This window comes from Paraburkholderia unamae (assembly GCF_003268775.1).
GTDB lineage: Bacteria > Pseudomonadota > Gammaproteobacteria > Burkholderiales > Burkholderiaceae > Paraburkholderia > Paraburkholderia unamae.
The window spans coordinates 455626-468624 of the sequence record NZ_QLSU01000001.1 but is presented as its reverse complement, the minus strand read 5'-3'; the positions used below and the strand labels follow the sequence as shown (position 1 = coordinate 468624).

At 65.5% G+C, this 12999-nt stretch carries 10 protein-coding genes; 5 read left to right on the top strand and 5 right to left on the bottom strand.

Annotation, left to right across the window (positions count from 1 at the left end):
- Positions 1-27 precede the first annotated feature (27 nt).
- Positions 28-2064 carry a squalene--hopene cyclase gene (gene shc / locus C7401_RS01965; RefSeq protein ID WP_258396799.1) on the top strand — a complete coding sequence of 679 codons (2037 nt, stop codon included), beginning with the start codon at positions 28-30 and terminating at the stop codon, positions 2062-2064.
- A gap of 107 nt (positions 2065-2171) precedes the next feature.
- Here shc and C7401_RS01960 read toward each other — a convergent pair whose 3' ends face one another.
- Positions 2172-3848 carry a purple acid phosphatase family protein gene (locus tag C7401_RS01960; protein WP_112169651.1) on the bottom strand — a complete coding sequence of 559 codons (1677 nt, stop codon included), beginning with the start codon at positions 3846-3848 and terminating at the stop codon, positions 2172-2174.
- Positions 3849-4243: 395 nt separating this feature from the next.
- Between C7401_RS01960 and C7401_RS01955 the strand changes: the two genes are divergently transcribed.
- Positions 4244-5104 carry a hypothetical protein gene (locus tag C7401_RS01955; protein WP_258396798.1) on the top strand — a complete coding sequence of 287 codons (861 nt, stop codon included), beginning with the start codon at positions 4244-4246 and terminating at the stop codon, positions 5102-5104.
- 117 nt (positions 5105-5221) lie between these two features.
- Here the strand turns inward: C7401_RS01955 and C7401_RS01950 are convergent, their stop codons facing one another.
- Both C7401_RS01950 and C7401_RS01945 read right to left on the bottom strand, forming a co-directional pair.
- Positions 5222-5629 carry a DUF3597 domain-containing protein gene (locus C7401_RS01950; RefSeq protein WP_112169650.1) on the bottom strand — a complete coding sequence of 136 codons (408 nt, stop codon included), beginning with the start codon at positions 5627-5629 and terminating at the stop codon, positions 5222-5224.
- A gap of 280 nt (positions 5630-5909) precedes the next feature.
- Complete coding sequence (locus C7401_RS01945) at positions 5910-7082, bottom strand: porin (protein WP_112169649.1); 1173 nt, start codon at positions 7080-7082, stop codon at positions 5910-5912.
- 462 nt (positions 7083-7544) lie between these two features.
- Here C7401_RS01945 and C7401_RS01940 point away from each other — a divergent pair, with 462 nt between their 5' ends.
- The 3 genes from C7401_RS01940 to C7401_RS01930 are packed head-to-tail and all read left to right on the top strand — an operon-like array spanning position 7545 to position 12249.
- Positions 7545-10400, top strand: coding sequence for a molybdopterin oxidoreductase family protein (locus C7401_RS01940; protein WP_112169790.1), 2856 nt, complete (start codon positions 7545-7547; stop codon positions 10398-10400).
- A gap of 13 nt (positions 10401-10413) precedes the next feature.
- Entirely contained in the window at positions 10414-11298 is an 885-nt protein-coding gene (locus tag C7401_RS01935; RefSeq protein ID WP_112169648.1) for a 4Fe-4S dicluster domain-containing protein, read from the top strand.
- A complete protein-coding gene (locus C7401_RS01930; RefSeq protein WP_112169647.1) occupies positions 11299-12249 on the top strand; it encodes a dimethyl sulfoxide reductase anchor subunit family protein in 951 nt (316 codons plus the stop codon).
- Positions 12250-12259: 10 nt separating this feature from the next.
- On the opposite strand, the gene C7401_RS01925 is transcribed toward C7401_RS01930, so the two are convergent.
- Together C7401_RS01925 and C7401_RS01920 are read right to left on the bottom strand one after the other, a co-directional pair.
- The gene (locus C7401_RS01925; RefSeq protein WP_112169646.1) at positions 12260-12436 is read right to left on the bottom strand and encodes a DUF1328 domain-containing protein; all 177 of its coding nucleotides are present in this window, start codon (positions 12434-12436) and stop codon (positions 12260-12262) included.
- A 264-nt stretch (positions 12437-12700) separates the two neighbouring features.
- Positions 12701-12997 carry a YciI family protein gene (locus C7401_RS01920; RefSeq protein ID WP_112169645.1) on the bottom strand — a complete coding sequence of 99 codons (297 nt, stop codon included), beginning with the start codon at positions 12995-12997 and terminating at the stop codon, positions 12701-12703.
- Positions 12998-12999 lie beyond the last annotated feature (2 nt).

Here is a 12999-nt window from a genome sequence, read left to right as displayed (position 1 = left end):
ATTCCGTACGGATGGTATGATTCGCCGATGAAAAATTCCAACTCGCCATTTTCCGCCTCGGCGGCGTCCATGGCGGCGCTCGACGCTTCCATCGTTCGCGGCCGCGAAGCGCTCGTCCGGATGCAGGACGACGACGGAAGCTGGTGCTTCGAACTCGAATCGGACGCCACGATCACCGCCGAATACATCCTCATGATGCATTTCATGGGCAAGGTCGACGGGGTCCGCCAGGAAAAGATGGCGCGCTACCTGCGCGACATTCAGCGTTTGCAAACGCACGGCGCGTGGGATCTTTACGTGGATGGCGCGCCCGATGTCTCGTGCAGCGTGAAGGCGTACTTCGCGCTGAAGGCGGCGGGCGACGCCGCCAACGCGCCGCACATGGTGCGCGCGCGCGAAACCATCCTGAAGCTCGGCGGCGCGGCGAAGTCGAACGTGTTCACGCGCATCCTGCTCGCCACCTTCGGCCAGGTGCCGTGGCGCGCCACGCCGTTCATGCCGATCGAGTTCGTGCTGTTCCCCAAATGGGTGCCGATCTCGATGTACAAGGTCGCCTACTGGGCGCGCACGACCATGGTGCCGCTGCTCGCGCTGTGCTCGCTGAAGGCGCGCGCGGCGAACCCGCACAACGTCTCGATCGCCGAACTGTTCGTCACGCCGCCCGACGAGGAGAGCGAATATTTCCCGCGCGGCAAGGGCATCCGCCGGTTCTTTCTCGCGGCCGACCGCGTGCTGCGCCGTATCGAGCCGCTGCTGCCGAACGGGCTGCGCCGGCGCGCCATCAAGCATGCCGAGGCCTGGTGCGCCGAGCGTATGAACGGCGAGGACGGCATGGGCGGCATCTTTCCGCCCATCGTCTACAGCTACCAGATGATGCAGGTGCTCGGGTATCCTGAAGATCACCCGCTGCGCCGCGATTGCGAAGACGCGCTGGAAAAGCTGCTCATCGAGCGGCCCGACGGCAGCGTCTACTGCCAGCCTTGTCTTTCGCCGGTATGGGACACCGCGTGGAGCACGATGGCGCTGGAGCAGGCCCGCACCGTCACGCCTGCCGAACCCGCCGCGGCGACGATTTCCGATGGGGAGTTGCAGCAACGCATCACGCGGGCTTACGAGTGGCTGGCGGAGCGCCAGGTGGATGACGTGCGCGGCGACTGGATCGAGAACGCGCGGCCCGGCACGCCGGCAGGCGGCTGGGCTTTCCAGTACGAGAACCCGTACTACCCCGACATCGACGATACGGCCGTGGTCGTGGCCATGCTCCATCGACGCGGCCTCGCACAGGCGCGCGAAACCGGCGTGGACCCGTACGCGCGGCGCGTGGCGCTTGCGCTCGACTGGATGCGCGGCCTGCAATCGCGCAACGGCGGCTTCGCGGCCTTCGACGCCGACTGCGATCGCCTCTATCTGAACGCTATCCCGTTCGCCGACCACGGCGCGTTGCTCGACCCGCCTACCGAAGATGTTTCGGGCCGCGTGCTGCTGTGCTTCGGCGTGACGGGCCGCGCCGAGGACAAGCCGGCGCTCGCGCGCGCCATCGAGTACGTGAAGGCCACGCAGCAACCCGACGGCAGTTGGTGGGGCCGTTGGGGCACCAACTACATCTACGGCACGTGGAGCGTGCTGGCGGGCCTCGCGCTCGCGGGCGAAGACCCGCGGCAACCGTATATCGCGCGTGCGCTCGCCTGGTTGCGTACGCAACAAAACGCGGACGGCGGCTGGGGCGAGACCAACGACAGCTATATCGATGCGCGGCTCGCGGGTACGAACGGCGGCGAAAGTGCGTCGAACTTCACGGCGTGGGCGCTGCTCGCGCAAATGGCCTTCGGTGATTGGGAATCCGAATCGGTTCGGCGCGGCGTGAGCTATCTGCTCGGCGTGCAGGGGGGCGATGGGTTCTGGTGGCATCGCTCGCACAACGCGCCGGGGTTCCCACGCATTTACTACCTCAAGTACCACGGGTATACGGCGTATTTCCCGTTGTGGGCGCTCTCGCGTTATCGGCGGCTGGCGGGGAATGCGCTGCCGGTGCGTGAGCCGGAAGAAGCGCTCGCGGCAGTTTGATCAGTTGGATAGCAACGCGGGGCGCAAGCGCCCCGCGTTTTTGCTTCTACGCCGCGTCGAAACTGGACGCAACTGCAACGCAACTTCAACGCAGCTTCGCCGCAACTTCAACGCGACTTCGCGAGCGTGATCGTTTCGAACAACTCGTAGTTGCCGGTGGGCGTTTGATCCGCGCCCGGTGCGTGATAGTAGTTCATCGTGATCGTCGTCTTGCCGCCATGCGTGCCGGGGTCGACGTCGAACACCGCGATGCCGTAGCCCGTGCCCGTATCGCGCTGCGCCGACCAGATGGCGTCTTCGAGCGCGTCGGCCGTGGGACGCACGAAGGCGCCTGCGGTCGTGCCCGGCACCGGGTGGTTGGGCTTCGTGAACACCTGTGCCTGCGGATTGCCGTTGCCCACATCCACGCCATACACGTCGAGCGGTGCGCTCGTGCCGCCGCCGCCGAGGATCAGGTGGATCGTGCCGTGGCTCGTGTCAAACGTGTTGCCCGCGCCCTGGGCGTGCGTAACGGGACGCGGCTGGAGCGTGTCGACGCTCACGCCCGTTTTCGCATCGACGCCCGCGTGATGGTTGCAGCCGCGCACCGGGTAGCTGCGCTCGTAGTCGTGATCGTGGCCGCACACCACGAGGTCCACGCCATAGCGGTCGAAAAGCGGCAGCCATGCTTCGCGTATGCCCTTGTCCGAGCCATTCCCCGTTTTCGACGAACTGAGCGCGTCCTGGTGCATCTGCACCACGATCCAGTCGATGTCGTCGTCGTGCTTCGCCTGCTTGAGCGTGCGTTCGAGCCAGTGCGTCTGCTCGCCGTTGCTGTAGCCGCGCACATAGAACGACGTGCCCGGCGCGATGGGCGCGTTGCCCGTGCTCGCGGCGGGCGTGAGCGGCGCGGGGCCGGCCACGAAGGCGGCGGCGTCCTGATAGACCACGTCGTCGGCGTCGAGCGAGACGAACAGCACGTTGCTCACGCGAAAGCTGTACCAGCGGCCCGCGAAGCGCGTGCCGTTATCGGGCAGCGTGTAGCGGGTGAGATAAGAATCGAGGCCCTGTGCGCCGTTGTAGAACTCGATCTCGTGATTGCCGGGGCAGGGCATCCACGGCCGGTTCGCCGACGAGGTCTGATTGTTGTTCGCGAAGTCGCGCCACACCTCGGTCTGGTGCGCGGGATTCAGGTTCGCGTAGCAGAGGTCGCCATTGAGCAGATGAAAGAGCGGCTGGAAGCGCTCCACCGCTTCCACGGCGAAACGGCTTTGCGGCGAGGAGAGCACCCAGCCGGTGTTCGGCGTGGCGAGGTCGCCGTAGCTCGTGAAGCGAAACGGTGCACGTCCGCGCGGTGCAGTGGCGAAACTCGAACTGAAGGGGCTGCCTGCACGGCTGTCGTTGTCGGCCGTGACTTCGTAGCGGTAGGTCGTGGCCGGCGCCAGGCCGCGCAAACGCGCGTGATAAGCAAACACGACGACGCCCGTGAGACCGTCCGTATAGGTGCGCTGAACGGCGTGCACCGTCTCGCGGCGGCCGCGATCGGCGCTGTAGATCACGCGCGGATTCGTGGAGGCGGCGAGCGAGGCCCACGAAACGACGACTTCGTGCGTGGGGTCGTCGCCCCACGTGAGGTGGACTTGCTCGGGTGTGCCGTCGGGCGTGGCGGCGTCGGCTTTCGCGCCGCCCGCGAAAGCACCGGCCGCGCTCGCGAAGCCGGAAGCGCCCGCGAGCTTGAGGAAGCCACGGCGCGATACGCCGGCGGCCTCGGTGGCGGTATTCTCGGGGATGTCTTTTTTCGTCATCTTGTCTCGCCTCGCGAGCGGAAGGGCGAAGCCTGCTCCGGCGGCCGAGCATGACTGATGCGCGCGGGCGCAAGCATCGCAGGGTGAGTGTAGGCGCAACGATGGCGCGCCTGCATGACCTCGCGATGACATCTTTTATCGCCCCCTTCATTGCGTCCTGTTTTGCGCCGAGGCGGACCGTCTGCCGACGCGTTATGCCGAACGGGTCGCAACGGTGATGGCCGAGGCGCGCGGCCGGGTAAAAACAGGATGAAACTGCAATCCGCTCCGCGATAATGGTGCGCAATTCAATTCATGCTATTGCCATGACACATCGCGCGCCGCTTCGTCACTCTTTCGCCCTCGCAGCTTTCACTTTCGCGGTATATGGCGCCACCGCCTGCGCGGACACAACGGTGCATTCCCTTTCCGGCGTGCGCGGCGCCATGCACACCACGGACGCCCGCAAAATGTTCGACCAGTCGATGGGCGGCGCCCCGCAACCCGACGGCTTCGGCACAAAGCTGCCCGCGGGCTTCACCCCCGCATTGCTCGTTGAGCAACTGGCGCCGGGGCAGGACGTGCGCAGCGTCGTGCTCGCGGGCGCGAAGCCCTGGCCCGCGCGGCCGAACAGCTACGTCGCCGTGATTTGTCTCGCGAACAGTCCGGAACTTGCCGCAACCGCGCTGAAGTCTTCACCGGGCTCGTGCGAGGATCTCGGCGGCAACGACAACGACACGCGGCGGGTATGGTTCGGCGTGTTTGAAAGCTCCGGCGCGGGCGCACCGCGACTCGTGGCGCGAACTGAATCGCCTGTCGCCACGCCAACCGACTGGAGCAACACGAACATCGATCTGCCGGTCGCGCTCGACTCAGGTGACGCGGCGAGCGCACAGGAAGCCATGCCGTCCACCTGGTCCCGCTTCGATCTCGCGGCGTACCAGCTTCGTACGGGCGACTACGCGTTTGGCGTGCGTGCAGGATGGAGCGAGGGTTACGCGGGCGGCGGCGCCGATTTCGAAGCGCTGTATCTCTTCGCGATCGACGGCAAGACGCTGCGCGTCGTCTTCGCGCAGCCGATGGCGTTCGACAAGATGCTCGCGGGCGATTGGCACAAAGACGGCACACGTAGCCACGACGTATCGGACGCGGCGAACGCGCTCACCGTTCTTCCCACCGTGACCGGCGGCTATCACGATCTTCAGCTTCGGGCGAAAGGGGGCGGGAAATGGCGGCGCACGTTCAAATGGTCCGCTGCGCAGCAGCGTTACGAATAAACGCCTGGCTGCGCCGGGCGTTTGCGGGCCCGTGCGCCAGCGCGGCGGGGACCGCGCCACCCATTCATGCGTGTTGAATGTGGCGGGGTGAAGCGGACCCCTGTCGGGACGGCCTGATTAGCCGGCCAGATCGGCGGGCAGCTTGCCGCCGTTAGCGGCCAGCGCCGTCATCACCTGGCCGTGCAGCCAGACGTTCATCGAAGCCGAGTCGTTCATGTCGCCGGAGAACTTGAGTTCCTGCGCGAGTTGCTTGCGGTGCTCGAGGCTGCTGTCGACGCCCAGCGCCTTCATCGTGTCGACAATGGACGTGCGCCAGTTCAACGTCTGACCGCTTTCCGAGACCAACTGGTCCATCACGGCGGCTACGTCCACATCGGCCAGCGGCGCCGGTGCCGGTGCGGCAGCGGAGTCGGGCGAGGCGGCCTGGGCGACCGCGGGGTCCGGCGTCGGTTCGACGGCGGGCGGCGCGGCATCCGGCTTGGCTTTGTGGAACAGCTTGTTGACGATGTCACCAAAGATACTCATTTCTCTATCCTTTGTCACAGAAGTTGGCCTGTTGGCAAACCTGGCGCCACGATGAACCGCGCGGCAACAGGGCGACAAGTATGACGCAGTTCGCGTGCCGCAATGTACAGGAATGGTCAAGAATGCGGGACTCGGGTGCCAGGCGAATGAATATCGGCGGATTGCTGATGCAGTCGGACCCGAAAAAAGAACGCCAAAATAGCAGGAGCCGCGACTCGATCGACTCGCGGCTCCTGGCGCGCTAAACCAGCGCTAACGCCGGCAAAGCACAAACACGGTTTCAGAACTTCAGGCGCATGCCCGCCGCGACGACCGCCTGCGTATTGCTCGACGATGCCGCGAGGTTGTAGATCGACGCGTTGCCGAGCACCGGAATGCCCTGCGCGCCGGAAACACGCTGATACACGCCCTCCAGGTAGAGATCGGTGCGGCGGCTGAGCGCATAGTCGGCCTGAAGCATGAACTGGTTCCAGTGCGGCGAGGCGTTGCCTTCCGAGCGGCTGACCGAGCCGTCCGTGTAGGTGTACGCGCCGCCCAGGCTCAGTTGCGGCGTGAGCGAGTAGCGGCCGTTCACTTCGAAGTTATTGAACGTCAGGTAGTCGGCGTTGAAGGCGTTGAGCGAGCCGCCCTGGGCGATCTGCGTGGGCGAGGCGACCATCGTGCGCGTGAACACGAGGCCGACCTTCGCCGGTCCGATCGTGTAGCTGCCGCCCGCGCCGAGCGTGCGCGTGCGCGCGGCCACGAACATCGGGTCGTTGTCGGTGCCGCTGCCCGCGCTCAGTGCGCCGTTCGTGGTCGAGCCGGGCTCGTTGCCCTGGAAGTACGCCACGGCCAGATTGATCGGGCCGCCGTTCCACGAAGCGCCCATCGTGTAGGCGTTGTTGTTCGAGAAGCCGCCGCCCTGGTTGCTGAACGCATAGGCGCCTTCCACCTGGAAGCCCGCGTAAATCGCGCTGCGGAACTTGACGGCGTTGTTCATGCGCACGTCGTTATTCAGGTTGTCGTTGTCGAACGGGTGCATCGCGATGTTGCCGCCGAAGCCCGAGCCCGTGGCCGACATCGGTGCGATCATGTCCACCAGCGCGTCGTACTGGCGGCCGAGCGTGAGCGTGCCGTACTGGTCGCTGGAGAGACCCACCCACGCTTGCCGGCCGAAAATATAGCCGCCGTTCGAGCCCTTGCCGTTGACCACCGAGAAGCCGTTCTCGAGGTCGAACACCGCCTTCAGGCCGCCGCCCAGATCTTCTGCGCCGCGCAGGCCCCAGCGGCTCGTGCTCACGTTGCCGGACTGCATGCCCCACGTTGGGCCATGGCCGGTGGACGACTTCTGGTTGCTCACGTAGTCGAGGCCGGCGTCGATCGTGCCGTAGAGCGTGACGCTGCTTTGCGCGTGAGCGCCCGCGGAGACTGCCGCGGCGGCGAGAGCAAGGATGTTCAACAACGCTTTTTTCATTTCGGTCCCGTAGAAAAGGATGAATCACCGCAGGCACGGACGAAGGTCATGATCAGGAATCCGATTCAAGATGATTCAGGCTGTGTGGCGGAACCGAGAATTTAGGCAAGGGCGATGACGCGGACGTGTCGAAAATGGCCCGAAAAATGAAACTTCGTTTAGCTTTCTGATGCAATCGCTTCATGAACGCAGCGTGCCATGCTCGCTCATGTGGTTGACAAATCATCCAACTGCGGTTTGCCATGATGCACCGCAAGCTGATGGAAAGTATCGGAAACCGTGATGACTGATATCCGAAATGCAAGGTTGAGCAGACAAGCACGCGGGCATACCATTTCTTCCGCATGGACTGCGTGCGCCGGACGCGCCCGCGCCTGCACCTGACGGAAATGGAGGCCCCTCGTGGACCACGGCACCCGAACGCAAGACGAAAAGCTGGATATCAAGACCACGACCTGCTACATGTGCGCGTGCCGCTGCGGTATTCGCGTGCACCTGCGCGACGGCGAGGTTCGCTATATCGACGGCAACCCGGAGCACCCGCTCAATCAGGGGGTGATCTGCGCAAAGGGCTCGTCGGGGATCATGAAGCAGTATTCGCCGGCGCGGCTCACGCAACCGCTCATGCGCAAAGAGGGCGCGCTGCGCGGCGAGGCGCAATTCGAGCCGGTTTCGTGGGAGGTGGCGCTCGACACGCTGGAAAAGCGCCTCGCGCACCTGCGCGCAACCGACCCCAAAAAATTCGCGCTGTTCACGGGCCGCGACCAGATGCAGGCGCTCACGGGCCTCTTCGCGAAGCAGTTCGGCACCCCGAACTACGCGGCGCACGGCGGCTTCTGTTCAGCGAACATGGCGGCGGGCATGATCTACACGATCGGCGGTTCGTTCTGGGAGTTCGGCGGCCCGGACCTCGACCGCGCGAAGCTGTTTTTCATGATCGGCACGGCGGAGGACCACCATTCGAATCCGCTGAAGATTGCGATTTCGAAGTTCAAGCGCGCGGGCGGCCGTTTCATCGCGATCAATCCCGTGCGCACCGGTTACGCGGCCATTGCCGACGAGTGGGTGCCCATTCGCCCCGGCACGGACGGCGCGCTTTTCATGGCGCTGATTCATGAGCTGATCAAGGCCGACGCGTACGACCATGAATTCGTCGCGCGCTACACCAACGCGGGCGAACTGCTCGACATGCGCGAGCAAAGCGAGACGTTTGGCCTGTTCGTGGAGGACCCCGCCCAAGCCGTGAGCAATCCGCTGTTCCCGCAAAACCACCTGTGGTGGGACGTGAACTCGAACCGGGCGGTGCCACACCATGCCCCGGGTGCGCAGCCCGCGCTCGACGGCCGCTATGTGCTCGACGACGGCACGCCCGTCGCGCCCTCGTTCGCGCTCCTGCGCGAGCGCGTGGCCGAAACGACGCCGGAATGGGCGCAGGAGATCACCGGCATCCCGGCGCACACCATTCGCCGCCTCGCGGCCGAAATGGCGCAAACCGCGCGCGAGCACAAGATCACGCTGCCGATCGAATGGACCGACGCCTGGGGCGTGAAGCACGAGAGCGTGACGGGCAACCCCATCGCGTTTCACGCCATGCGCGGGCTGGCCGCGCATTCAAACGGCTTTCAGTCGATCCGCGCGCTCGCCGTGCTGATGTCGCTGCTCGGCACCATCGACCGGCCGGGCGGCTTCCGGCACAAGTCGCCGTATCCGCGCGCCGTGCCGCCCTCGGCGAAACCGCCCAGCAGTCCGAACGATGTCAAGCCCAATACGCCGCTGCCTTCCGGCCCGCTCGGCTGGCCCGCCGCGCCCGGCGATCTTTTCATCGACGAAACGGGCGAGCCGGTACGTATCGACAAGGCCTTCTCGTGGGAGTATCCGCTCGCGGTGCATGGGCTGATGCACAACGTCATCACGAACGCGTGGCGCGGCGACCCGTACCCCATCGACACCTTGCTGATCTTCATGGCCAACATGGCCTGGAACTCGTCGATGAACACGGGCGAGGTCCGCAAGATGCTGACCGACCGCGGGCCCGACGGTCAGTACAAGATTCCGTTCCTCGTGGTGTGCGACGCCTTCCAGTCGGAGATGACGGCGTTCGCCGATCTGATCCTGCCGGATACGACGTACCTCGAACGCCACGACGCGATGTCGATGCTCGACCGGCCGATTTCCGAATTCGACGGGCCCATCGACTCCGTGCGCGTGCCCGTGCTGCCGCGAACCGGCGAATGCCGGCCGTTCCAGGAAGTGCTCGTCGAACTCGCGGGCCGCCTGAAGTTGCCCGCCTTCATGAAGGCCGACGGCGAGCGCAAGTTCAAGGACTATCCGGACTTTGTCGTCAACTTCCAGACCGCGCCGGACTCGGGCGTCGGCTTCCTGATCGGCTGGCGCGGCAAGGATGGCGACAAGGCGCTCGTGGGCGAGCCGAACCCGCGCCAGTGGGAGCAGTATGCGAAGCATAACTGCGTATTCCACTACACGTTGCCCGAGGAGATTCAGTACATGCGCAACGTGAACGGGCCATACTTGCAGTTCGCGGTCGAGAAGGGCTTTCGAAAGTTTGGCGAGCCTATCCTTATCCAGCTCTACTCGGACGTTATGCAGAAGTTCCGGCTCGCGGCGCAGGGCAAGACGCAGGGGCGCAGGCCGCCGGAGCATCTGCGCGAGCGCGTGGAGCGTTATTTCGATCCGCTGCCGTTCTGGTATGCGCCGCTGGAACTCGCCACGACCGATCTCGAACGCTTCCCGCTGGCGGCGATCACGCAGCGCCCCATGGCCATGTATCACTCGTGGGACTCGCAAAACGCGTGGCTGCGGCAGATTCACGGCGAAAACTATCTGTACGTCAATCCGCGCACGGCGCAGGCAAGCGGCATCGCGGACGGCGGCTGGATCTACGTCGAATCGCAATGGGGCAAAGTGCGCTGCATGGCGCGTTACAGCGAAGCCGTCGAGCCCGGCACGGTGTGGACCTGGAACGCCATCGGCAAGGCGGCCGGCGCGTGGAATCTGGGCCCCGATGCCAACGAATCGCAACGCGGCTTCCTGCTCAATCACCTGATCACCGAGGAACTGCCCACCGGCGACGGCGCGCGGCGCGTCTCGAACTCCGATCCGGTCACGGGGCAGGCCGCGTGGTACGACGTGCGTGTGCGCGTCTATCCGGCCGAGGCCGATGCCGACCACACGTTGCCGCAGTTCGCGCCGATGCAGCCCTTGCCGGGCTCGACCGGGCCGGTCGGGCGGATCCAGGCGTATTTCGCGGGACGCGGCGCATTCGCCGCGCGTCTGCGCAATGCCGCAAAGCGCAAGTAAGGAGGACCCCGAAATGACTCAAATGGCGCTGGTGATCGACCTGAACGTTTGTGTGGGGTGCCATGCCTGCGTGACGAGCTGCAAGGAGTGGAATACCTCGGGTCAGGCGGGCAGCCTCTCCGATGTGCGGCCCTATGACGCCGATCCATCGGGCACGTTCTTCAACCGCGTGCAGACCTATGAAGCCGGTGAGTTCCCCGACTCGGACACCATCCACTTTCCGAAATCGTGCCTGCATTGCGAAGATCCGCCGTGCGTGCCGGTGTGTCCGACCGGGGCAAGCTTCAAGCGCAAGGAAGACGGGCTCGTGCTCGTCGACTACGACAAGTGCATTGGCTGCAAGTATTGCTCATGGGCTTGCCCCTATGGCGCGCGCGAACTCGACGAAGCCCGCCAGGAGATGACCAAGTGCACGCTGTGCGCGGACCGCATCTACAACGAAGCGCTGCCCGAACGCGACCGCAAGCCGGCCTGCGTGCTCGCGTGCCCGACATCGGCGCGCATTTTCGGTGACATTCACGATCCCGAGTCGGATGCCTCGAAGGCGATCCAGGCGCGCGGCGGCTATCAGCTCATGCCGGAGTGGGGGACGAAGCCGTCCAACCACTATCTGCCGCGCCAGAAGACCGCGAGCGGTTGCGGCTCAGGTTCATGTGGATGCGGCGGCGAGGCATCGGCGGCCGCACCCGTGAATGCGCCGGATTCGGGCGCACCGATCGACCTCGTGAGTCTGGCGATCCGGCGCGGCGTGCCGGCCGCGCCGCGCACGAAGCGGCCCGATCAGCGCGATCAGCGTAATCATCAGCCAGACGCGGGCAAGCTCAATCTGGCTGCCCTCGCAACCCGCGTGAAGTCGCTGTTCGCTCGCACGCGCCCCGCGGCGACCCAGGAGATTTGAATGAGACCCGCATTTTCCGTCGTCTTCCTGACCACGCTTTCGGGTGCGGGCCAGGGGCTCGTAATCGCGCTTTTTGGCGCGGAACTGCTCATGCGTTTGCATCCCGCCTGGCGTGCGTTACTTCACGTGCCGCCGTCCTTTTATGAATTCGGCGCGGCGCTGGCGCTCGTGCTCGGCGGGCTGGGGCTCCTCGCGTCGTTCTTCCATCTGGGTCACCCGGAGCGCGCGTGGCGCGCGGTTGCCATGTGGCGCACGTCGTGGCTCTCGCGCGAATGCCTCGCGCTGCCCGTGTTTCTCGGCACGACGTTTCTGTACGGGCTCGCTCACTGGATGAATGCGCCGTGGTCGCTCGCCATCGGCGCGCTTGCCGTGCTCGCGAGTCTCGGGCTTTTCTTCTGCACTGCGATGATCTACGCGTGCCTGCGCTTCCTTCAGGAGTGGGCCACGCCGCTCACGCTCGTGAACTTCCTGCTGCTCGGTTGCGCTTCGGGCTTCACGATCGCAACGGCGTGCGCCGCGTGGCTCGCGCCCGATATCGCACCGGGCCTGGGGCTCGCCGCATGCGTGCTCACGGTGGCCGGCTGCGTGAGTCGCGTGGCCACGCTCGCGCGCAATGAACGCTTGCGCCCGCGCTCGACGCTGCAAAGCGCCACCGGTATTCAAGCGAGCAAGGTGCGGCAGATTTCGCGCGGCTTCACGGCAAGCGCGTTCAACCTGCGCGAGTTCTTTCACGGCCAGTCGGACGCGACCCTGCGCCGCGTGAAGTGGGGCTTTCTGCTGGGCGCGTTCCTCGTGCCGCTCGCGCTCGTTGCGCAGGGGCTCCATCCGCTTTCCGCGACACTGCTCCTCGCGGCGTGCGTCGTGCAGTACCTGGGGCTCCTCGCGGAGCGCTGGTTCTTCTTCGCACAGGCGCGCCATCCGCAAAACCTGTACTACCAGCGCGCAGCCTGAACGGCGCCGGCTAGTCGACGACCTTCTTCGCGACCACGAAGCCGATCACGAGGAAGACCACGCACAGCACCAGGAAGATAAAGAACAGGATCTTGGCAATGGCGGCCGCCCCGGCCGCCACGCCCGTGAAGCCGAACAAGGCCGCGATGACGGCCACCACGGCGAAGAACAGAGCCAGCTTGAGCATGATCGATTTCCTCCTCGCGTGAGCGCGCGGCGTTGCGGGCCGCGCGACTCGATGGATTGTCGCCGCACCAGCCCAGCAATCGATGTGCCCGGCGTCTTGCTGACCGCTCACCGGCGAGCCAAAGCACAGAAAGAAAAACGGCCCGGCGTGCGCAAGGCACACACCGGGCCAAACCGGCGCCGCACGGGGGAGCACGGCGCCTTCCGAGGGGACTGCGCGAGAGGGACTGCGCGAGAGGGACTGCGCGACGCGCGCGCGGAGGGCTTACAGGTAACAGGTCCCGTCGACGTAAGCCTTGCGCCAGCGAACGATCCTCACGCTCTCGAACAGGTCGACGAGCGTGAACGGGTCCTGCGCGATGAAGCGCTCGGCTTCCTCGCGCGTTTCGACATCGACGATATAAATGCCGCCGCCCGCGCCGCTGCCGTCGTCGTTGAGCTTCGCGCCGCAGGCGAGCAGCAGCGGCTTGTGGCGCGCGAGGAATTCCAGATGCAGGTCGCGCTCGCGGGCGCGCACGTCGGCGTGACCGGGCTTGTCGAACGTTTCGATGAGAAAGGCCATGG